The following is a 22427-nucleotide window of genomic DNA, read 5'->3' on the forward strand; positions in this document are numbered from 1 at the left end:
TTCGGGGCGCCGATTTTGTTTTCCCCGCAGGAAATACCCGGGCTAAGCTCCATCAAAGGGATGGAGAGCATTATTGATGAAAGTATTGGTGATCGGTGCGGCCGGGATGGTTGGTCGCAAGCTGGTGGCGGCGCTGCTGGCTGCAGGACAGGTGAATGGGCGCAGGATCGACAACATCCATCTGGCCGATGTGGTGGCGCCATCGGCACCCCAGACCGGCATTGCGATCACCACCAGCGCCGTGGATCTGTCCACGCCCGAGATTGGCCCGGAGCTCGTCGCCGATCGGCCGGACCTGATCTTTCACCTCGCGGCCATCGTCTCGGGCGAGGCTGAAGCGGATTTCGAGAAGGGCTATCGCATCAACCTTGATGGGACGCGCTATCTGCTCGAAGCCATCCGGCAGGTTGGCGACGGCTATCGTCCACGCCTGGTCTTCACCTCGTCCATCGCCGTGTTCGGCGAGCCACTGCCGGCTACAATTCCCGATACGCAGGAACATACGCCACTTACCAGCTATGGAACGCAGAAAGCCATCTGCGAGCTGTTGCTGGCGGACTATTCCCGGCGCGGCTTTGTCGACGGCGTGGGTATTCGCCTGCCAACCATAGCGGTGCGGCCAGGCAAGCCCAACAAGGCGGCATCGGGTTTCTTTTCCGGCATCATACGCGAGCCGCTGGCCGGTCAGGAGGCGATCCTACCTGTGGCCGACAATGTACGGCACTGGTTTGCCAGTCCGCGCGCAGCGGTGCGTTTCCTGATGCATGCGGCTGAAATCGATACGTCACTGCTGGGCAGTCAGCGCAATCTCACCATGCCTGGCCTTGCCGCCACCGTGGGCGAGCAGATTGCGGCGCTGGGGCGGGTGGCGGGTGCCGGGGCAGTGGCCCTCATCCGGCGACAACCGGACGAGACGATCGCCAAAATCGTCGCCGGCTGGCCGCAGGCCTTCGAGGCCAAAAGGGCGTCAGGCCTGGGTTTCATTGCCGAAACAAGTTTTGACGAGATCATCCGCGCCCATATCGAAGACGAGATGGGCGGTAGGCTTAGCTAGGCGATGCCGAACTGGTCGAGAGGCACTGGGCGGCCGAACAGGTAACCTTGGAACTGGGTGCAGCCGTTGTTGCGCAGGAAGTCGAACTGTTCCTGCGTCTCGACCCCTTCGGCCAGCACGGCCAGTCCAAGGTCATTGCCAATCTGGATCACGCTTCTGGCTAGCGCCGCACTGCGCTGGTTGTCCAGCACGTCGCGGACGAAGCTGCGATCGATCTTGAGCTGCTCCAGCGGCAGGCGCTGCAGGTAACCGAGCGAGGAATAGCCGGTGCCGAAATCGTCCAGTGCGGTTCCGATGCCCGCAAGACGAAGAGCGGTCATCTTGGCAATAGCCGGCTCGATCTTGGCGACCATGATGCTTTCGGTCAGTTCCAGCTTGAGCCGCGTCGGGTCGATGGCATGACGGGCGGCAGCCGCAACGACAAATTGCTCGAAGCCAGGGTCGAGAAAGTGGTCGGCGCTGACATTGATAGCGAGCCGCAGGTCCTGCCGGTCGGGATCGCTCCGCCATTGGCCGAGCGTGCGGCAAGCCTGTTCGATAACCCAACTGCCGATCAGCTTCATCAGACCATTCTGCTCGGCGACCGAGATGAATTCGTCGGGCGGGACCAGGCCGCGCTTGGGATGCATCCAGCGCAGCAGGGCCTCTGCGCCAATGGTGCGCCCGTCGCAATCGACCTGTGGCTGATAAAAGAGTTCGAACTGGTTGCCGAGGACCGCAGCCTGCAACTCCCGGACCAGGGCAGATTTTCGGGCCAGTTCGGCCTGCATGGCATAGACGCTGCCAACAAGGATGGTGACCGCAAAAATCGTGTTCAGCCACGAACCAGGAATCCGCACCTGGTCCGGAAGCGGGACCATGCCAGGCAGGGCGAGGGACGTGCTGGCAAAGACCACGAAGGTCACAAGGTTCACGCCGATCATCACCAGTTGCAGCCGCGATGGTTCGCGGATGTAGTTGATATAGCCGACCAGGGCTGCACTCAGCAGGAAAAGATGGGTGACGCGCGGCGCTGCAGCGTCGGGAATGTCATATTTGAGACAGATGATCAGGATGACCACGTAGAAGGTCAATTGCGAGACAATCATCGCCAGCGACAATCGCTGGGCGCGCACAAGCAGCCAGGTGAAGAGGCAGGCCAGGGCCAGCACACCCTCGATGAAGGCCAGCTCCCACCATTTCATGGCGAGAAGTACACCAAGCCAGAACAGGCTCAGCACGGCCAGGCCAGTAGTGGCTGTACTGTAAATGGTGCTCATCCGTCGGGAGAGCGTCAGATGGGATGGCTCGGCGCGGCTCAAAAGTTCTTCCCCGGTGTGCAGATTCATCTGCCGGGTGGGCAGTCTCAACTTGTAGGTCACTGCAGGTCTATAGCGCGCAGAACGCTAAGGTTTTGTTGCTTCGCAGGTGAGTTATCAATTTATTCTGCTGTTTTCAGCGCCTTTGAAGTAATTTGTGATCTCGCGTTATGATATGGTCAAGCACTCCACCGACTGTGTTGGAAACTGATTAGGGATATTGAGTTAGCCTTCCGGGAATACACCTGGAAGGTATTGTAATGCGTACGTATATTTCCGTAGTTACTCTTACAGCTGCTTTGCTTGCTGCTGCGCCGGTCTTGGCTCAATTGGACATCGACTTGGGCGGCGATAGTGGCGTTAGCGTTGGTTCGGATAACGGCTCCGAAGCGGATAGTGGCGGTGGCTCGGATAGCGGTTCTTCGGATAGCGGCAGTTCCGGCGGCAGTGACGGCTCATCCAGCGACAGCGGCAGTTCATCCAGTGACGGTGGAAGTTCGGACAGCGGGGCCACGGAAAACAACTCCAGCGATAACGGCTCCAGCCAGCCAGCCAGCAGTGACGGTTCGGGTGCGGAGTCCAACGCAGCACCTTCCGAGAGTAGCGCTCCAGCGGCCACTGCTGCCTCGAACCCCGCTCCGGCCGACAGCGGGACGGGGCCGAATGGTGGGGCACTGATCCCGCTGGCGACCAGCAGCGCACCTTCCAGCGCCCCGGCCAGTACGCCCACATTGCGCACGCTCAGCCGAAGCCTCTTGCCGGCCGTCACCCTGCCGCAGGTCACAATCCCACAGGTCACGCTGCCCCAGGTCAGTGTTCCGCAAGTGACGCTGCCGCAGGTCAACCTGCCTCAGGTTGTGGCTCCCCAAGTGACAATTCCGCAGGTCATCCTGCCCTCGACGCCTGCCATCTCCGTCACCACACCCGTCGCGGCAACGGTCGTATCGACCCCGTCGACACCCGCCATTCCGGCGGTGCCGGTGCTGTCGCTGGGCGCCGAAGTCCGCACCGACGCGCTGGTCGATCGCATCCTCAATCCGGTGGTCAATACCGTCCTCGATACGGTCAATAACCTGGCCGTGAGCATCGTACCGGTGACCAATCTGGTCAATAACGCCGGTGTCGAGCAGATTGCCGCGGCACTCCAGAGTAATCCTGACGCGAGAGCGGACCTGCTCAACTCAATCACCTCCAACCCGACGTTGACATCACTGCTGAGCGGGCAGGGGATCGATCCGGCTGATGTTCTGGCCGTACATGTCGATGGTGCCGGCAATACCGAGCTGGTCGTCGGCAATGGTGCCATCGATCTGGGCAGCCTCGGCGCCGTGACGCAGAGCGTCCTGGGGCCGGACGGACTGGGTAGCCTGACCGGTGGTCAATTGGCGCAACTCGATGTCGGTGTGCTGACCGAAAGCGAACTGGTCTCGGCTGATCTGACGCTTTTGCCCAATGAAGGCCAGCGCGTCGATGCCGTGGTGCGCCTGCTGACGACGGGCACGATCAGCACCACGCCGCCGGCGCCTTCGGGTCCGGCTCGCATATTTGACATTGCCACGCTTCTGGGCAGCGAAGCCCAGGGCATTCTGGGCGGGGCGCTCGGACCACGGCCGGTCATCACCGACGCTCTCCAGCTCAGACTCGATGCGCTGGGGATTGATGCCGACCTTGTCGTCGCTATCCGTACGGAAGCGGACGGGACGCTGCGCATTTTCACCGATTCCGCCATTGGAACGGATGACCACGATGCCGCGATCGGCCTCAGCGGTGATCCATTGCTCGGGCTGACGCAGGTGCAGCTGGCCAGTCTGGATGTCAGCGCGTTGACCGATCGCGATCTGGCGCGCATCGATGTGAGTCTGCTGCCCAACGAGCCGCAGCGCCTCGATGCCGTCCTGCGCCTGCTGGCGCAGAACGGGCCTGTCGAGGGTACAACCGCAGGTCCGCTGCAAGTGCTCGACCTCCCTGCTCTGATCGGCACGCAGGGGATCGAGGCCGTCCGACAGGCGCTCGGGCTGACCGAGGGCAGCGCGCCTATCGACCAACAGCTCGCGGCCCAGTTGCAGTCGCTAGGCATCGACCCAGCCAGCGTGCTCGCCGCGACAACCGATCTGGCCGGCAATGCGCTGATTTTCGTTGATCCGGCGCTGAGCGCGGTGGCCGCCCTGCCGCAGGAAGCGGCCGGCACGGTCTCCAATGTCGTCAACAACCTGCTGCCCAACCCGCTCGATCCGCTGGCCGGTTTCACCCAGACGCAGCTTGCCACGCTCAATGTCGGCATTCTGACCGACCAGCAGTTGGCGCAGATCGATCTGCAGGTATTGCCCAATAGCCAGCAGCGTATCGATGCCGTCGTCCGCCTGCTCGGCCAGACAGCGCCCAGCGGGGCGCCTGCCACCGGCACGCCCCAGTTGATCGATCTCTCGTCCCTGCTGGGCGCGCAGGGCGTCGACGCGGTGCAACAGGCTTTAGGCCTGCCGGACAGTGCGGCGACGTTGGATGCCGCGCTGACCGCACAGCTGCAATCGCTGGGCATCGACCCGGCAACCGTGCTCGCAGCGACGACAGATGCCGCGGGCAATCTGCGCGTGTTCCTCGATCCTCTGCTCACGGCCGTCACTACACCACCTGCGTCTGGTGGTAGCACCGGCACGCCAAGCCTGCCGGGCCTCGGAACGATCCTCGATCCGCTGGCCGGCCTGACCCAGGGTCAGCTAGCAACGCTCGACATCAGTCTGCTCACTGACCAGCAGCTGGCGCAGGTCGACCTGCAATTGCTGCCCAACAGCCAGCAGCGCATCGCGGCCGTTATCCGTCTGCTGGGCCAGACGGCGCCTGCGGGCCAGCCTGCCACGGGTACGCCGCAGTTGATCGATCTCTCGTCCCTGCTGGGCGCGCAGGGCGTCGACGCGGTGCAACAGGCTTTAGGCCTGCCGGACAGTGCGGCGACGTTGGATGCCGCGCTGACCGCACAACTGCAATCGCTGGGCATCGACCCGGCAACCGTGCTGGCAGCAACGACCGATGCGGCGGGCAATCTGCGGGTGTTCATCGATCCTCTCCTCACGGCCATCACCACGCCACCCGCGTCTGGTGGCAGCACCGGCACGCCGAGCCTGCCCGGCCTTGGCACAATCCTCGACCCGCTGGCTGGCCTGACACAGGGCCAGTTGGCAACGCTCGACATCGGTCTGCTCACCGACCAGCAGCTGGCGCAGATAGACCTGCAACTGCTGCCGAACAGCCAGCAACGCATCTCGGCCGTAATACGTCTGCTGGGACAGACGCCGCCCGCGGGCCAGCCTGCCACCGGCACGCCGCAGTTGGTCGATCTCTCGTCCCTGCTGGGCGCGCAGGGCCTCGATGCGGTGCGGCAGGCACTTGGCCTGCCCGATAGTCCAGCGGCGCTTGATGCCGCGCTAACCGCGCAGCTGCAGTCGCTGGGCATCGATCCCGCCACCGTGCTTGCGGCTACGACCGATGCCGCGGGCAATCTGCGGGTGTTCCTCGATCCCCTGCTGACGGCCGCCACTACACCGCCTGCCGCCGGTGGCGGCTCAGGCTCGCCGAGCCTGCCCGGTCTCGGCACGATCCTCGACCCGCTTGCCGGCCTCACTCAGGGCCAGTTGGCGACACTGGATATCGGTCTGCTCACCGACCAGCAGCTGGCACAGATCGACTTGCAGGTGCTGCCCAACAGCCAACAGCGTATCGCTGCCGTGCTGCGCATCCTCGGACAGACGGCCCCTGTTGGCCAGCCGGGCTCCGGCACTGTCGAACTTGTCGATGTGCCGGCCCTGCTGGGTGCGTCGGGCCTCGACGCCGTGCGGCAATATCTCGGCCTGCCGCAGGGCGCTGCTCCGATCGATGCCGGCATTGCAGCGCAATTGCAGGCACTGGGTGTCGATATTTCGACGGTGCTCTCGGCGACGACCGACAGCCTTGGAAACCTGCGAATCTTCCTTGATCCGTCGATCGACGTTGCCCAGGTGCTTCCCGGCACAGGTGGTGGCAGCGGCAGCGGCGGCTCCGTGCCGACAACGCCCAGCACGCCGAACCTTCCGTCGATCCCGAGCATCCCCGCATTGCCCGGCAATCTGCTCGATCCGCTGGCCGGTCTGACGCTTGGTCAGCTGGCAACGCTCGACATCGGCCTGCTGACCGATCAGCAATTGGTGCGGATCGACCTGCAGGTTCTGCCCAATGCGCAGCAGCGTATCGCGGCCGTGCTGCGCTTACTCGGACAGGTTGCACCGGTGGGCCAGCCGGCTTCGGGCAATGTCGAATTGCTCGACCTGCGCGCCCTGATTGGTGACATCGGCCTTGATGCCGTGCGGCAATATCTGGGCCTGCCGCAGGGCGGCATCGCGACGCTTGATCCGGCGCTGGTTGCGCAGCTGCAGGCAATGGGCATTGATGTGTCGCGGGTGCTGGTGGCAACCACGGACCTTGCCGGCAATATCAGGGTGTTCATCGATCCGCTGCTCAGCACCGCCGGGGTGACGCCTCCGGCAGGCGGCACCAACCCACTCGATCCCCTGGCCGCTCTGACCCAGACCCAGCTTGCCGATCTCGATATTGGCCTGCTGTCCGACCAGGAACTGGCCCATGTCAACTTGCAGCTCCTGCCCAATGAGCAGCAGCGTCTGGGTGTCATCCTGCGTCTGTTGCAGGGTGGTTCGCGGCCACAGCCTGGGGTGCCTTCGCAGATCACCGGGCCGTTGCAGGCGATCGACCTCAACTCACTGCTTGGCAGCTCGTCGCTAGGCCTGGTTACGACACTGCTGCGTGGCACGGGTGATGATCTGCTCGATCTGACGCTCAATCCGGAAATTGCCGCGCAGATCGGCAGTGCGGGCTTTGCGCTCGACACGGTGGCCGCTGTGCGGATCGCCAGCGATGGTCAGCTGCAAGTCTTCGTTGATCCTGGCTTAACGACCAGCGTCGCGAGCATCCCTGGAACCGGTGGTACCGGCGGGACTGGCGGGACGGGTGGCACCAGCGGCACCGGTGGTACGGGTGGCAGCGGGGGTACAAGTGGCACCGGTGGTACAGGTTCCAATGGTGGTACTGGAGGCACAGGTGGTACGGGTGGATCTGGCGGTGGCGGTGTAACCATACCGACCCCGGTTGGCACGGTGACCATTGGCGGCAATGGCACGGGTGGTACGGGTGGCACCGGTACTGTCGGTGGTGGCACGACTGGCACTGGCGGTTCGGGCGGCGGGGGCTCTGGCTCCGGCGGCACCTCGGGCGGCGTTACCGTCACGATCGGTGGCAATGGCGGGACTTCCGGTCCTGTCAACCAGGTCCCTCCTGGCGGCAATACCGGCACAGCCGGCAATGGTGGCGGGACCACGACAACACCCACCCGCCCGCCCGTCCGTCCAGTCATCCGCTTCCGGGTGCCCAATGGCAATGACGGTGGCGACTTCTCGGTCCTTTCAGCGGAGGAGGGATTCGATGATGGCTTGCCAGGCACGGCGGACGGGCAGAATCTCGCTGCTCTCGGTCTCAGCCAGGACGAGATCAGCCTTTTCGCCGAGCTCGATTGCCCGACCGGTGTCGCCGCCCTGATGCGTGGTCAGGCCGTGGTCCCGGCAACGCTGGTCAAGGCCAGCCATCTCGAACTGGTGCGTGTCAACGGATGCCAGCAGCAGATCTCCATCGCGGGCGTCGACCGCCTGCGTGGCGCCATCGAAGGCAACGCAGCCCTGGTGGAATCCTTGCTGCAGTCGGGCATCCCGGTCGACGAGATCATCGGCGCGACGATGGACGGTCCGGTGATCACGCTGTTCGTGGAGCAACCGACCGGCACAGTCGCCGGCTAGTAGACAGGATCGAATTCGATCAGATGGCAGGGTGTGGCTACGGCCACACCCCATGCCAGTGATGCACCCTGCGCAATGTCGGCCACAGTATCCAGCGGTCCGGCATTTATCACCTTACCGTCGAACGCGATCTCCGCCGGTCCGCCGAGGACGATGAAGCTCAGCTGGGCCGTGCCGATGAAGGTGAAGCCCGGATTTACGGTCAGTCGCAGCATGCGGTGACGAAAATGGCCGCGGCGGGACATGGCATTGAGGTCGGTGGTGTCGCCATCGGTCAAGCGCGCATGGATTGGCGTCTCACCATCAAAGTCATAGGGCGGCGTTTCGCTCGTCAAGGTGACCGCGTGGTCTGACGTCGACAGATCCATGCCCTTGCCTGCCAGCACCGCGATGGTGCGGTCGATGCCGGAAAAACTCGAAAATGGTCCCGGCGCACTCACGGTAGCGATGCTGACGCGCCAGAGCAAGCCTACGTCGCCATCGTTGCAAGACGCGACTTCGCGTGTGACGCCGCCGCCGTTTTTCCACGGGGTGACGGACAGGTCCTCGTAGCGCAACAGGCGCATGGTCAGAGGATCCCGGGAAGATCGAGGCCCTTTTCGCGGGCCACGTCGAGGGCGATGTCATAGCCCGCATCAGCATGGCGCATGACGCCGGAGGCGGGGTCGTTCCAGAGCACGCGCTCGAGGCGGCGGGCCGCGTCGTCACTGCCGTCAGCGACGATGACCATGCCGGCGTGCTGGGAAAAGCCCATGCCCACGCCGCCACCGTGATGCAGCGAGACCCAGGTTGCGCCTGACGCTGTGTTGAGCAGGGCGTTGAGCAGCGGCCAGTCGGAGACAGCGTCGGAGCCGTCTTGCATGGCTTCGGTTTCGCGATTGGGCGAGGCGACGGAGCCGGAGTCGAGGTGGTCGCGGCCGATGACGATCGGGGCCTTCAGCTCGCCATTGCGGACCATTTCGTTGAAGGCGAGACCGAGGCGGTGACGATCGCCGAGGCCAACCCAGCAGATGCGGGCGGGCAGGCCCTGGAAGGCGATGCGCTCGCGGGCCATGTCGAGCCAGTTGTGCAGATGGGTATTGCCGGGGGTGAGTTCGCGCACCTTGGCGTCCGTCTTGTAGATATCCTCCGGATCACCCGACAGGGCAACCCAGCGGAAGGGGCCGACGCCGCGGCAGAACAGCGGGCGGATATAGGCCGGCACGAAGCCGGGGAAGGCGAAGGCGTTTTCAAGCCCCTCGTCCTTGGCGACCTGGCGGATATTGTTGCCATAGTCGAGGGTCGGCACGCCGGCAACGTGGAAGGCGACCATGGCCTCGACATGCTCGCGCATCGAGGCGCGGGCGGCCTTTTCGACGGCCTTTGGATCGCTTTCGCGCTTGTCGCGCCATTCGGCCATGCTCCAGCCCTTGGGCAGGTAGCCGTTGATGGGGTCATGCGCAGAAGTCTGGTCGGTGACGATATCCGGACGGACGCCGCGGCGAACCAGTTCGGGCAGGATATCGGCGGCATTGCCAAGCAGGCCGACGGACTTGGCTTCTCCGGCTGCAGTCCACTTGTCGATCAGCGCCAGGGCCTCGTCGAGCGTTTCGGCCTTTTCGTCGAGATAGCGGGTGCGCAGGCGGAAATCGATGGAATCGGGACTGCACTCGACGGCGAGGCAGCAGGCGCCGGCCATGACAGCTGCAAGCGGCTGGGCGCCGCCCATGCCACCGAGGCCGCCGGTGAGGATCCATTTGCCCTTGAGGCTGCCGTTGTAGTGCTGGCGGCCGGCTTCCACGAAGGTTTCGTAGGTGCCCTGAACGATGCCCTGGGTGCCGATATAGATCCAGGAGCCGGCGGTCATCTGGCCATACATGGCCAGGCCCTTCCTATCGAGTTCGTTGAAATGGTCCCAGGTGGCCCAATGCGGCACTAGGTTGGAATTGGCGATCAGGACGCGCGGTGCATCGGCATGGGTGCGGAAAACGCCGACCGGCTTGCCGGACTGGACGAGCAGGGTCTGGTCATCATCGAGTTTTTCCAACGCGGCGACGATGCGGTCGAAATCCTGCCATGTCCGCGCGGCGCGGCCGATGCCGCCATAGACCACCAGCTCATTGGGGTTTTCCGCGACCTCGGGATCGAGATTGTTCATCAGCATGCGCAGGGGGGCTTCGGTGAGCCAGCTTTTTGCCCTCAATTCCGTGCCGCGAGGTGAACGGACGACGCGGGTGTTGTGACGGGGATCGGTCATGCTGTGTCCTTCACGAGGGAATAGGCGACGGCTTCGATGCGCGCGAGCATGTTGCCGAGATGGATGCGGAGGCGGGTGGCCTTTTCCGGGGAGAGGTCGAACGGCGGCGCTTCTGCTGCGAGATGGGTGTCCTGGGCCAGTTCGAGTTGGATGGCGTGGACGCCGTCCTGCGGACGGCCATAGTGGCGCGTGGTCCAGCCGCCCTTGAAGCGGCCGTTGAGCACGGACGTATAGCCGGGCGCGGCCTGCGCGACCTCGAGAGCCGCCTGTTCGATGGCTGGATGGCAGCTGGTTCTGCCTACGGTGCCGATATTGAGATCGGGGAGTTTGCCGTCGAAGAGGAAGGGGATCAGTGAACGGATCGAGTGGCAGTCGAAGACGACTGCAGTGCCGTGGATAGACTTGATGCGCTCCACTTCGGCAGCGAAGGCGGCGTGGTAGGGTGCGTGGAAGGCCAGGCGGCGGCGCTCGATTTCGGCGGCGTCGGGTGCCATGCCTTCGCGCCAGATCGGCAGACCGTCGAAGTCGGTTTCGGGCACGAGACTGGTGGTGTTCTGGCCGGGATAGAGGCTGACATCGGCGGGATCGCGGTTGGCGTCGATGACATAGCGATGGAGGAGGGCGCGGATGGTCGAGGCGCCGGGCAGCAGGCCGGCGTAAAGCGCGTGAATGTGCCAGTCGGTGTCGGCAAGGACTTTTCCGGTCGGATTGAGCTTGTTCCAAATGTCATCAGGAACATCGGTGCCGGTGTGGGGCAGGCCGAGGATGACGGGCGAGTTGCCCTGATGCAGCTCGAACACCTGGGTCACAATGCGAGCTCCGGCAGGATGCTCTGGCTGACGGAGCGGACCAGCGAGCCGTCGGCGATGAGGCGTGCCGAGGCTTCGATATCGGGGGCCATGTAGCGATCGACTTCCAGTTCGGTGACGACCTGGCGCAGCGTCGCGCGGGCTTTCAGCAGTTCGGTCCCGGTCTGTAGCGGGGCACGGCAATCGACGCCCTGGGTGGCGGTGAGGGCCTCGATGCCGATGATGCCGAAGAGATTGTCGGTCATCTGCAGCAGGCGCCGGGCGCCGTGGCAGGCCATGGAAACATGGTCTTCTTGATTGGCCGAGGTGGGCGTGGAATCGACCGATGCCGGATGCGACATCTGCTTGTTTTCGCTCATCAGGGTGGCAGAGGTCACTTCGGCAATCATCAGGCCGGAGTTGAGGCCGGGCTTTTTGGCAAGGAAGGCAGGGAGGCCATAGGACAGTGCCGGATCGACCAGCAGGGCGACGCGGCGCTGGGCGATGGCGCCGATTTCACAGATGGCCAGCGCGATCTGGTCGGCGGCAAAGGCGACGGGTTCGGCGTGGAAGTTGCCGCCGGAGACCACGCTGCCGTCGGAGAGGACCAGCGGATTGTCGGTCACCGCATTGGCCTCGATTTCAAGCGTGCGGCCGGCGCTGCGCAGGATGTCGAGGCAGGCGCCGTCGACCTGGGGCTGGCAGCGGATGCAATAGGGATCCTGAACGCGCTCGTCGCCCTCGATATGGCTTTCGCGGATTTCCGAACCGGCGAGAAGGGCGCGCAGGGCAGCGGCTGTATCGATCTGGCCCTGATGACCGCGAAGGGTGTGGATGTCGGGATGGAAGGGCGCCGAGGAGCCCATGGCGGCGTCGGTCGACATGGCGCCGGTGATGAGGGCTGAATTTGCGGCGCGGTGGGCGCGGAACAGACCAGCGAGCGCCAGGCCCGTGGAGGTCTGCGTGCCGTTGATGAGCGCGAGGCCTTCCTTTGCTGCCAGCACGACGGGCGTGAGGCCTGCTTTTGCCAAGGCGGCGCCGCCGCTGAGGCGGTGGCCGGCATAGAAGGCTTCGCCTTCGCCCATCATGACGGCGGCCATATGGGCCAGCGGGGCCAGATCGCCCGAAGCGCCGACCGAGCCTTTTTCTGGCACCACGGGAATGACGCCTTTGGCCAGCATGGCTTCGAGCAGCCGGATCAGCTCCAGGCGAACACCGGAGGCGCCGCGGCCGAGCGACACGAGCTTCAGCGACATGATGAGGCGAACGATGTTTTCGGGCAGCGGCGCGCCGATGCCGCAGCAGTGCGAGAGGATCAGGTTGCGCTGCAGGGTGGCGACATCATTGGCGTCGATCTTGATCGAGGCAAGTTTGCCGAAGCCGGTGTTGACGCCGTAAACGGCGGCATTGCCGGCAGCGATCCGTCCAATACGCTCGGCCGCCCTGACGACAGCGGCGTCGAATGTGGGGTCGAGCACCGCAGGCGCGCCGTTCCAATAAATGGTTTCCAGCGTGGTCAGCGTCACGGCGCCGGGCGTCAGAGTGATGGTCATGATGTCCTGCCCTTGAAAATGCGGCGCTGCAGCGGGTTGAAACCCATGCGGTAGACGAGTTCGGCTGGCTCGGCGCAGTCCCAGATCGCGAGGTCTGCCGACTTGCCGGCTTCGATCGTGCCGGTCACGTCCTGGAGGCCAAGGGCGCGTGCGGCGTTGCGTGTGACGCCGGCCAGGCACTCGTCGACAGTCAGGTGAAACAGCGTGGCGGCCATGTTCATGGCGAGCAGCAGCGAGGTCAGCGGCGAGGTGCCGGGGTTGCAATCGGTGGCTACAGCCATGGGGACGCCGTGCCGACGCAGGGCTGCGATATCGGGGCGCTGCGTTTCGCGAATGGCGTAATAGGCGCCGGGCAGGAGCACTGCGACCGTGCCGCTTTCGGCGAGGGCGGCGGCGTCAGTGTCACCGATATATTCGAGATGGTCGGCGGACAGCGCGCCACGGGATGCCGCGAGCAGTGTGCCGCCCGAATGGGTCAATTGCTCGGCGTGGAGTTTGACCGGCAGGCCGAGCGCCTGGGCGCGGTCGAAGACCTGCGCCATTTCACTGGAGGTGAAGGCAATGCCTTCGCAGAAGCCGTCCACTGCATCAACAAGGCCTTCGGCATGGGCGAGGTCGAGGGCTGGCAGAACAACTTCGTCGAGGAAGTCCTGCTTGCGGTCGCTATATTCGACCGGCACGGCATGGGCGCCGAGGAAGGATGTCGCGACACGAATATCCCGATGCCCGGCAAGGCGCCGTGCGGCGCGTAGCATGTCGAGTTCGGATTTTATGGTGAGGCCATAGCCAGACTTGATCTCGATGGTGGTCACGCCCTCAGCGAGCAACGCGTCTAGACGGGGAAGAGCCTGGGCGACGAGACCATCGACATCAAGTTGCCGCGTGGCGTTGACGGTCGACATGATGCCGCCGCCAGCTTTGGCGATTTCGACATAGCTGGCGCCCTCAAGCCGCATTTCGAACTCGCGGGCGCGATTGCCGCCGTGCACGATATGGGTATGGCAGTCGATCAGGGCGGGGGTGACGAGGCGGCCATCAAGATCGATGATTTCGGCGGTGTCAGAGATGGTCGGCGCATTGGACTCAGGGCCGGCAAAGTCGATTGTCTCGCCGCGTGTGACGATCACAGCGTCCGGGATCAGGGCGCCGCCTGCCACGCCGGTGAGCAGGCGGGCATTCTGCCAAACTCGGATCGGCGACTCTTGAATTGAATTCGTCATCGGGACCGCTTTGTCGCTTTGCAACCTGGTGTAAAATGTATAGACATAATGACAGGGGTGGCAAGGGGGTATTTGCCATGGATATGCGGAGTGCCCGAGCATGACCAAACTGTTCGCCAAGGCTGCCTTGCTGCCGGGTGGTCTGGCGCGTGACGTTGTCGTGGAGATCGCAGAAGGGCGGATCTTATCGGTTCTGACTGGTCAGTCACCCGATGGTGCGGACGAGAACTACGGCTTGCTGATCCCTGCCGTCGGCAACCTGCACAGCCATGCGTTTCAGCGCGCCATGGCGGGGCTGGCGGAGCGGCGCGGGAAGGGCGATGACACGTTCTGGAGCTGGCGCTCGGTCATGTACAAGATGGCCCTGTCGATGACGCCGGATGACGTGGAGGCGATCGCGGCGCAGCTCTATGTCGAGATGCTGGAGGCTGGCTTTTGCCGGGTCGGCGAGTTTCATTACCTGCATCACGACAAGGATGGTTCGCCCTATGCCAATATCGCCGAGATGGGCGAGCGGATTGCGGCGGCCAGTGCCGAGACGGGTATCGGGTTGACGCTGCTGCCGGTGTTTTACGCGCATGGTGGCTTTGGGCCGACGGCGCCAGGTGCAGATCAGCGGCGCTTCATCAATTCCGTGGATGGCTACGGCGCATTGATGAGTGCCAGTCGCTCGGCGATTGCGGGGTTGGATGGTGCGACGATCGGCATTGCGCCGCATAGCCTGCGCGCGGCCACCGTCGACGAGATCCGGACCATCTTTCCGCTGGCGGATGGCGGGCCGGTGCATATCCATATTTCCGAGCAGGTGCTTGAGGTGGAGGGGAGTCTGGCGGCATTTGGACAGCGTCCCGTGGAGCTCCTGCTTGGTGAGCTGCCCGTGGACCAGAATTGGTGCCTGATACACGCGACTCATCTCGACGCAGCAGAGGTCTCGGGCATTGCCCGATCTGGCGCAGTGGTTGGCCTTTGTCCGATCACCGAGGCCAATCTTGGGGATGGGATTTTCGCGGGCGTGCCATTCCTGCAGGAGCAGGGGCGATTTGGTATCGGGTCAGATTCCAATGTCAGCATCAGCCTGAGCGGCGAATTGCGACAGTTCGAATATAGCCAGCGCCTCGGCAATCGCATTCGCAATGCCGTTGCACCGCCGGGCGGATCGTCCGGGCAGGCACTGCTGGAACGAGCAGCGGTCGGTGGCGCGCAGGCGCTGGACTGGCAATCGGGCATCGCGCCGGGCCTGCCGGCCGATCTGGTGTCGCTGGACGTGTCGCGGGTTGGTTATGTTCCGGCTTTGGACCAGCTCGATGCGTGGATTTTCGGGGACGACGTTTCCGTGGACGATGTGTGGGTCATGGGGCGCAAACGGGTTGCTGGCGGGCGACATCCCGGACGCGAACAGATACGCCGGCGCTTCGAAGATGTGATGGCACGGCTGATGTCGGCTTGACGTGGCTGCAGATCGATCCGATGAGACTCCTGGTTTGTTAAAGGATTTCGGTTTGCGCGAAATTGGCGAGAGCGGACAGGCTGGCAATCAGGATCCCAAGGAGCCGACGCTCCATCAGCGGATTCAAGGCGATATAGAAAACAAGATCGTTTCGGGCGAATGGCCCGTCGGTTTCCGCATTCCCTTCGAGATCGACCTGGCCAAGCAGTATGGCGTGTCGCGCATGACGGTGAACAAGGTCCTGACGCAATTGGCGCGGGCGGGCCTGATCGACCGGATCAAGCGCAGCGGCAGTTTCGTCAGCCAGCCACATACGCAATCAGCGGTGCTGGAAATCGGCGATATCCGCAGCGAGGTGGAATCGCTCAAACTGGCTTACGATTTCAGGGTGATCGAGCGCATCAAGCACAGGGCGAGCCCAGCCGATCGCCTGCGGCTCGAGGTGCCGGCATCCGCGTCGGTCATGGATGTCACCTGCCTTCATCGCGCAGGCGGCAAGCCGTTCTGCCTCGAAGAGCGTCTTATCAGCCTCGATACGGTGCCCGAAGCGGAGGACGCGCTCTTTACCGAGATCACGCCGGGCCAATGGCTGTTGCGACAGGTGCCGTGGAGTTCGGCAGAACATCGCATCCATGCGTCTGCTGCCGATGCCGCGACCGCCGCCTCGCTGGGTGTCGAGGTCGGCACGGCGTGTCTTGTCATCGAGCGCCGGACCTGGAGCAATAGCGGTCCCGTAACGCAGGTTAAGCTTACCTATCCGGGAGACCGGCACGCTTTGACGGCGACATTTGCGCCGTCGTCATGATCGGGTGGTGGCGAGAGCGGTCAGAAAATGATCGTTTTCGGACGCAGTGCCAATGGTGACGCGGATGAAACGCTCATAGCCAGACTGTTTCCAGGGTTTGACGATCACACCCTGCTGCAGCAGGGCTTCGCTGATCGCTGTGGCGGAAGCGCCGCTGTCGAAGAACAGGAAATTGCCCTTTGAGGGCAGGACGCGGTAGCCGGCCTCGCGCAGGGTCCTCGCGACACGGTCGCGTTCGGCGATCGTCTGATTGGCTACCTCGTGCACATGGGCTTCGTCGCCGAGCGCCGCCAGGGCAGCAGCCTGGGCTGCGCCATTGGTGTTGAAGGGGGTGCGGACGCGGTCGAGGTAATTGGTAAGCGCCGAAGTGCTGACAATGCCATAGCCGATACGCAGACCGGCGAGGCCCCATGCCTTGGAAAATGTGCGCAGCACGATCCAGTTGCCGGTCCTCGTGCGCAGGGCGTCAGGAGCTTCGAGATAGTCTTCGCCCTGTGCATATTCGGCATAGGCTTCGTCGATGACGAGCAGGGTTTCGGCGGGCGTGGCGTCGACAACGCGGCGCAGTTCGTCGGGGCGGAGCCAGGCCCCAGCCGGGTTCATCGGATTGGCGAACATGACCAGGCGTGGAGCGCTGGCGGACCTAGTGACTAGGTCATCAACATCGATGTGCAGGTCCTCAGTCAGTGACACACGATCGACCATGGCGCCCATGACCGTGCAGTAGTCTTCGTGCAGCGGGAAGGAGGGGTAGAGCGTCACCATGCGATCGCCTGGTCGCAGCGCCGTCCGACAGATGACGCTCAGCAGGTCCTCGGAGCCGTTGCCGAGGATGATCTGTTCCACGGCCACGCCATGCTTTTCGGCCAGCCGGGTGCGCAGGGCGCGACCGGCGGGATCGGGGTAGATATGGGGCGCGGCGATATAGGTGACGAGGGCTGCGATCACGGCTGGAGATGGGCCGAGCGGGTTTTCGTTGGAGCCCAGCTTGCTGATTTTTTCGGGGGCATAGCGGGCCTGGACCTCGTCGATGGTCAGCCCGGAATTGTAAGGTGTCAGCTCCCGCACCTCGGGGCGCACCATGTCCAGGTCTCTTGCCATTTGTCGGACTCTCCGAAATCTGTCATCAGCCAGAAACGAGGCCGGAAATTATGTATAGACATGATTGATCCGAAGTGCTGATATCTGTCAACAGGGATGAGGAGCCTTGCCGATGAACGGTCCAGCCGCCTTCGACTTGACGGGGCGTCGTGCCCTTGTGACTGGCGGAAGCCGGGGTCTGGGGCAGGCGATCGCCGTTGCGCTAGCGAAGATGGGCGCCGCTGTCTGCGTCACCTCCCGTGACGTGGCTGCGCTCGATGAAACGCTGTCGCTGCTAGCTGAAACAGGAAACGAGGGCAGGGGGATGGTGCTCGATGTGCGGAATGCTGCGGGCGTCCGTGCTGCGGTGGATGCGCTCGATGCCGAGTGGCCGATCGACATTCTCGTCAATAATGCGGGGTTCGAGCATGTCTCGCCCTCGCTCGATGTCGATGAAGATATCTGGGATGCGATCGTCGATACCAATCTCAAGGGCAGTTTTTTTGCCTCCCAGGCCGTTGCGCGGCATATGGCCGGTCGCGGACGGGGTGCGATCGTCAACCTCTGTTCTTTGACCTCCTATGTCGGTATTCCTAAGGCCGTGCCCTATGGCGCGTCCAAGTCCGGCCTCTTGGGCATGACAAGGGCGCTCTCTGCCGAGTGGGCGACCAGCGGCATCAGGGTCAATGCCATAGCGCCCGGCTATTTCCGCACGCAGATGACGGAAGGCTTTTATGCCGACGAAGGCTGGGCCAATTCCATGCGGGACAAAATTCCCCAGAGGCGCTTTGGCGAGATGGCGGACATTGGCGGCGCGGTAGTGTTTCTGGTGAGCGACGCTGCAGCCTATGTCACCGGCCAGTGTATTGCAGTAGATGGAGGGTATCTGGCGTCGATCTAGCGTCATTGCCTACCATTTGGGCGGGTGCGCAAAATGCACAAGAAGTGGATTGACGTTGGCTCCAATATGTATAGACATCATTGGAAGCAAGGATGTCTCGGTGGGGTGGCCTGTTAGGAGCCGGAATGACTGTTATGACCAAAGGCGAGCAAAAGCTGAAGGCTCAGGTGGCCGTTTCCGTGCAGAACGTCAACATGACTTTCGATGGTTTCCACGCCGTGGATTCCGCTTCATTTGAGCTCAAACAGGGTCGTTTCCTGACCATTCTCGGCCCGTCCGGCTCCGGCAAGACCACTTTGCTGCGCATGATCGCCGGGTTCCAGAAGCCGACCGCGGGTGAGATCTTCATCAATGGTGCGCCGGTCGGCGCCGCGCCGCCGCACAAGCGGTCCATTGGCATGGTGTTCCAGAAGCTGGCGCTATTCCCGCATATGACTGCGGCCGAAAATGTCGCCTTCCCGCTCAAGATGCGGCGCTTCGATGCGACCACCATTCCCGAGCGTGTGAAGCGCTATCTCGACCTGGTTCAACTGGGTCCCTATGCGGACCGCCGTGTACACCAGCTTTCGGGTGGGCAGCAACAGCGCGTCGCAATTGCCCGTGCGCTGGTGTTCGAGCCGGACCTGTTGCTGCTCGATGAGCCGCTGGCGGCGCTCGATCGCAAGCTGCGCGAGGAGATGCAGCTTGAATTCCGCCGCATCCAGCGCGAGCTGGGCGTGACCACGATCAACGTTACCCATGACCAACGCGAGGCGCTTGTCGTCTCCGACGACGTTGTGGTGATGGACAAAGGTCGCATCCAGCAGATGGCATCGCCCACTGAAACTTATCGCACGCCGGCCAATGCCTTCGTGGCAGGGTTTATCGGCGTCACCAATTTCCTCAATGGGAAGGTCACGTCAGTCAACGGCAGCGAGATTACCTTCGCCGCAGGTGAAAGAGATTTTATCGGACATTGGGGTGCTGTCGCTGGCGCCCCGACGACGTCCGCCACGGTGGTTGGGGCATTGCGGGCCGAACAGGTCCGCATGGCCGCCACGGCGGATGAACTGGCGGGGTGCCGCACGGTACTTTCCGCAAAAGTCAGCGACGCCATCTTCGAAGGGGAGCGGACGGTGTATGAAGTCACTGTCGGCATGGATGGCAATATCGTCAGGGTCTTCGACCATGACCCTGCCGCACACAAGCAGTTCGGCCTCGGCGAAGCCGTTTCCATCGGCTGGAACCCACAGGACGTGCTGATCTACCCAAATTAGGGCCGGGCCTGCCCGGCGGGAACAGGAGAGAACGGGATGACCAAGACGAAATCGACTTATGCGCTGACGCGCCGCCGCTTCCTGGGTAGCGCTGCTGCCCTCGGCGGCTTGGCTGCCACCGGCTGGACTGGGAAGGCCTTTGCCCAGAAACCCGAAAAGCCGGCTGAAATCATCGTGCGTGCCTGGGGTGGATCGTGGGTTGCGGCGCTGCAGGCCGGCGTTTCTGACCCCTTCACCGCGGCCACCGGCATTGCCGTGCGGCATGACCTGACCGAAGACAATGAAATCCAGCCCAAGGTCTGGGCTGCCGTCGCCCAGGGTCGCGTGCCGCCGATCCACATCAACTGGGACACCACCACCAATGCCACCAAGTCGGCACTGCGTGGCGTCACCGAGGACCTCTCGGACCTCTCGAACCTGGCCAATACGACCGAGCTGGCCAAGCCGGTTGGCCTCGAGGGCTATCCGATCGTCAATACCTACGGGTATGTTTACGTGCTGGCCTATCGTCCCGAAGCCTTCCCCGAAGGTGCACCGACCTCGCTGCAGGTACTGCTCGATCCCAGGTTCAAGGGCCGTATCGCGCTCTATAATGACGGCATTGGCTTCCACTTCCCGGCCCAGGTTGCCGGTGGCGGCAAGCTTGAAGACATTCCGGCCAATATGGAGCCGGCCTGGGAGTTTATCCGCAAGGTCAAGGAGCAGCAGCCGCTGCTGGGTGAAGATCCCGATTTCACCACCTGGTTCCAGAATGGCGAAATCGATCTGGCCGTGACCATTTCGACCAATGCGCGCGAAGCCAAGAAGAACGGCATCGACATCGCCTGGGTCGTGCCGGAAGAAGGCGCCAAGTTCGACACCGACGGGTTGTGGATTCCCAAGGGCCTGCCCGAGAACGAGCTCTACTGGGCCAAGCAGTATATCAACTTCGCTTTGACCCAGGAGGCGCAGCAGGTCTGGCTGGATGGCCTCGGCCTGCCGGGCGTCATCCCAGGCCTGACCCCGCCTGCCGATCTGGTGGGCGATCCGTCCTATCCGACGACAGAAGAGGATTTTACGCACCTGATCCGCATTTCGTCGCAGATCCAGGTCGAGAACGAGAGCACCTGGTTCGGCGAGTTCAAGGCCATCATGCAGGGCTAAGGCCTGACGCAAGTCCGGGGTGGCGTGCGCGCCACCCCGTTTGCAGGGAGCATTCATGTCATCGTCCAAGCAAGCCTATCCATTCCGCTGGCGCGTCATGGATGCCATCGAAGCCATCGCCGCCGCGCTGTGGCCGGCTCGCTTCGGCAAGGCGCTGCCCTATCTGATGCTCGCGCCGGCCATATTGCTCGTGCTGCTGCTGGTCATCGGCATGGTGCAGATCGCGGATTCAAGCCTGCATGTTCTGGATCGCTCGACCTTCCTGCCGTCGCCTGACTATACGCTTTCAAACTACCAGACGGCGCTGGGGCAACCGCTTTACTGGATGATCATCTGGCGCAGCCTCTTGGGCGCGACCGTGGTCACGCTGCTGTCGCTGATCTTTGCCTTTCCCTATGCCTACCTCATGGTGCGCACGCCCAATGCCATGCTGCGCAAGGTGCTGCTCATTGCGCTGTTCCTGCCGTTTTTCATCGGCCAGGTGGTACGCGCCTATGGCTGGCTGATCATCCTTGGCAACCAGGGTGTGATGAACGAAATGCTGGGTTGGATCGGCGTGTCGCCGCAGCGCCTGCTGTTCAACTATCCGGCGGTGCTGTTTGGGCTCGTGCAGTACATGCTGCCCTTTGCCGTGCTGATGCTGGCGCCGGCCATCACGGCCATTCCCGAAGAGATCGAGTCTGCCGCGAGTTCGCTGGGCGCCAATTGGTGGAAGACCTTCACCCATGTGATCCTGCCCATGTCCAAGCCGGGCCTAGTCGGGGCAGGACTGGTGGTGCTCACCTTGTCATTGACCGATTTTGCGATGCCGGCGGTACTGGGTGGCGGCTCGCAGGATTTCATCGCCAATGCCATCTATGATCAGTTCTTCCGCACGTCCGACCAAGGCATGGGCGCCGCGCTGACGCTACTGCTCGTCGGTGTCGGTTCGCTGGTCGTCGGACTTATCTTCACGGTATTCGGCGCCGGAACGCTCGCCATGGGGAGGGACAAGAAATGACCTCACCACTGAGCAAGACCATCGTTATCTGGATCATGGTTGGCCTTGTGCTGCTGACCCTCTCGGCACCAACCATTGTCGTGCTGGGTGCAAGCTTCACCTCGGGCAATATCATCACCTTTCCACCCGATGGTTTCTCGCTGCAATGGTATGGCAAGATCGCCAGCGACAATGGTTTGCGCGGCGCCTTCATGCGTTCGCTGGCGGTGGCGGCGATCTGCACTCTGGTGGCAATACCGGTCGGCACGCTGGCCGGCATTGCGCTGGCCAAGTATGCCATCAAGTTCGAACGCAGCCTGCAGATCTACCTGCTGCTGCCCTTCACCATCCCGCTGATCGGTTCGGGCATCGGGCTCATGCTGTTCTTCGGGCAGATGGGCATGCTGGGACAGATCTGGCCGATCGGCATTGCCTGCTGCGTCATCAACCTGCCTTTCATGATCTGGGCCGTGACCGCCAGCGCGGCAAGCCTTGATCCGGACCTCGAACTGGCCGCCGCCAATTGCGGGGCACCGCCGATTGCCACCTTCCTGCACGTGACGCTGCCGGCGGTGATGCCGGGGGTGATCAGCGGATCGCTGTTGATGTTCATCCTGGCGCTCAACGAATTCCTGGTCAGCCTGCTACTAACCGATGCTCGCACCGTTACCCTGCCGGTGCAGATCTACAATTCGATCCGTTCGATCATCACGCCAGATCTGGCCGCCATTTCCGTTGTGTTCATCGCGTGCGCGGCGCTTGTCATCGCCGTGCTGGACCGGCTGGTTGGCCTCGACATCTTCCTCAAATCCAAGTGACGACCACCGTGTCGCTGC

At 63.2% G+C, this 22427-nt stretch carries 17 protein-coding genes; 9 read left to right on the top strand and 8 right to left on the bottom strand.

Features of this window, described 5'->3' with window-relative positions; translation table 11 throughout:
* Nucleotides 1–76 precede the first annotated feature (76 nt).
* On the top strand, nucleotides 77–1054 hold the full coding sequence (locus P0Y65_01275; protein WEK04915.1) for an SDR family oxidoreductase: 978 nt from the start codon (nucleotides 77–79) through the stop codon (nucleotides 1052–1054).
* On the opposite strand, the gene P0Y65_01280 is transcribed toward P0Y65_01275, so the two are convergent.
* Together P0Y65_01280 and P0Y65_01285 are read right to left on the bottom strand one after the other, a co-directional pair.
* Nucleotides 1051–2403 carry an EAL domain-containing protein gene (locus P0Y65_01280; protein ID WEK04916.1) on the bottom strand — a complete coding sequence of 451 codons (1353 nt, stop codon included), beginning with the start codon at nucleotides 2401–2403 and terminating at the stop codon, nucleotides 1051–1053. The two genes, P0Y65_01275 and P0Y65_01280, sit on opposite strands and share 4 nt — an antisense overlap.
* Before the next feature lie 274 nt (nucleotides 2404–2677).
* Entirely contained in the window at nucleotides 2678–3151 is a 474-nt protein-coding gene (locus P0Y65_01285) for a hypothetical protein (protein ID WEK04917.1), read from the bottom strand.
* Between the two features lie 70 nt (nucleotides 3152–3221).
* Between P0Y65_01285 and P0Y65_01290 the strand changes: the two genes are divergently transcribed.
* Nucleotides 3222–8183 carry a hypothetical protein gene (locus P0Y65_01290; GenBank protein WEK04918.1) on the top strand — a complete coding sequence of 1654 codons (4962 nt, stop codon included), beginning with the start codon at nucleotides 3222–3224 and terminating at the stop codon, nucleotides 8181–8183.
* Here P0Y65_01290 and P0Y65_01295 read toward each other — a convergent pair.
* The 5 genes from P0Y65_01295 to hutI are packed head-to-tail and all read right to left on the bottom strand — an operon-like array spanning nucleotide 8180 to nucleotide 13980.
* On the bottom strand, nucleotides 8180–8749 hold the full coding sequence (locus P0Y65_01295) for a HutD family protein (GenBank protein WEK04919.1): 570 nt from the start codon (nucleotides 8747–8749) through the stop codon (nucleotides 8180–8182). The two genes, P0Y65_01290 and P0Y65_01295, sit on opposite strands and share 4 nt — an antisense overlap.
* 2 nt (nucleotides 8750–8751) lie before the next feature.
* The gene (locus P0Y65_01300; protein WEK04920.1) at nucleotides 8752–10419 is read right to left on the bottom strand and encodes a urocanate hydratase; all 1668 of its coding nucleotides are present in this window, start codon (nucleotides 10417–10419) and stop codon (nucleotides 8752–8754) included.
* A complete protein-coding gene (gene hutG, locus P0Y65_01305) occupies nucleotides 10416–11231 on the bottom strand; it encodes an N-formylglutamate deformylase (GenBank protein ID WEK06698.1) in 816 nt (271 codons plus the stop codon). The genes P0Y65_01300 and hutG overlap by 4 nt, the downstream gene beginning before the upstream one ends.
* Nucleotides 11225–12760 (bottom strand): histidine ammonia-lyase, encoded by a 1536-nt coding sequence (gene hutH, locus P0Y65_01310; protein ID WEK04921.1) that lies wholly within the window; start codon nucleotides 12758–12760, stop codon nucleotides 11225–11227. Before hutH ends, hutG begins: the two co-directional genes overlap by 7 nt.
* Nucleotides 12757–13980: an imidazolonepropionase gene (gene hutI, locus P0Y65_01315; GenBank protein WEK04922.1), complete on the bottom strand. Its 1224-nt coding sequence runs from the start codon at nucleotides 13978–13980 to the stop codon at nucleotides 12757–12759. The genes hutH and hutI overlap by 4 nt, the downstream gene beginning before the upstream one ends.
* A 100-nt stretch (nucleotides 13981–14080) precedes the next feature.
* Here hutI and P0Y65_01320 point away from each other — a divergent pair, with 100 nt between their 5' ends.
* Both P0Y65_01320 and hutC read left to right on the top strand, forming a co-directional pair.
* The gene (locus P0Y65_01320; protein ID WEK04923.1) at nucleotides 14081–15427 is read left to right on the top strand and encodes a formimidoylglutamate deiminase; all 1347 of its coding nucleotides are present in this window, start codon (nucleotides 14081–14083) and stop codon (nucleotides 15425–15427) included.
* Between the two features lie 61 nt (nucleotides 15428–15488).
* Nucleotides 15489–16232, top strand: coding sequence for a histidine utilization repressor (gene hutC / locus P0Y65_01325; protein ID WEK06699.1), 744 nt, complete (start codon nucleotides 15489–15491; stop codon nucleotides 16230–16232).
* Here the strand turns inward: hutC and P0Y65_01330 are convergent.
* Complete coding sequence (locus tag P0Y65_01330; GenBank protein ID WEK04924.1) at nucleotides 16227–17333, bottom strand: histidinol-phosphate transaminase; 1107 nt, start codon at nucleotides 17331–17333, stop codon at nucleotides 16227–16229. The two genes, hutC and P0Y65_01330, sit on opposite strands and share 6 nt — an antisense overlap.
* A 112-nt stretch (nucleotides 17334–17445) precedes the next feature.
* On the opposite strand from P0Y65_01330, the gene P0Y65_01335 reads away from it, so the two are divergent.
* The 5 genes from P0Y65_01335 to P0Y65_01355 all read left to right on the top strand — a co-directional run bounded on the left by P0Y65_01335 (nucleotide 17446) and on the right by P0Y65_01355 (nucleotide 22409).
* Complete coding sequence (locus P0Y65_01335; GenBank protein WEK04925.1) at nucleotides 17446–18213, top strand: glucose 1-dehydrogenase; 768 nt, start codon at nucleotides 17446–17448, stop codon at nucleotides 18211–18213.
* Nucleotides 18214–18338: 125 nt separating this feature from the next.
* On the top strand, nucleotides 18339–19469 hold the full coding sequence (locus P0Y65_01340) for an ABC transporter ATP-binding protein (GenBank protein ID WEK04926.1): 1131 nt from the start codon (nucleotides 18339–18341) through the stop codon (nucleotides 19467–19469).
* 36 nt (nucleotides 19470–19505) lie between these two features.
* Nucleotides 19506–20612, top strand: a complete 1107-nt coding sequence (locus tag P0Y65_01345; protein ID WEK04927.1) for a PotD/PotF family extracellular solute-binding protein — start codon at nucleotides 19506–19508, stop codon at nucleotides 20610–20612.
* A gap of 55 nt (nucleotides 20613–20667) precedes the next feature.
* Nucleotides 20668–21612 carry an ABC transporter permease gene (locus P0Y65_01350; GenBank protein WEK04928.1) on the top strand — a complete coding sequence of 315 codons (945 nt, stop codon included), beginning with the start codon at nucleotides 20668–20670 and terminating at the stop codon, nucleotides 21610–21612.
* Nucleotides 21609–22409, top strand: a complete 801-nt coding sequence (locus P0Y65_01355) for an ABC transporter permease (protein WEK04929.1) — start codon at nucleotides 21609–21611, stop codon at nucleotides 22407–22409. The genes P0Y65_01350 and P0Y65_01355 overlap by 4 nt, the downstream gene beginning before the upstream one ends.
* Nucleotides 22410–22427: the final 18 nt, after the last annotated feature.

Source organism: Candidatus Devosia phytovorans, from assembly GCA_029202405.1.
Classification (GTDB): Bacteria; Pseudomonadota; Alphaproteobacteria; order Rhizobiales; family Devosiaceae; genus Devosia; species Devosia phytovorans.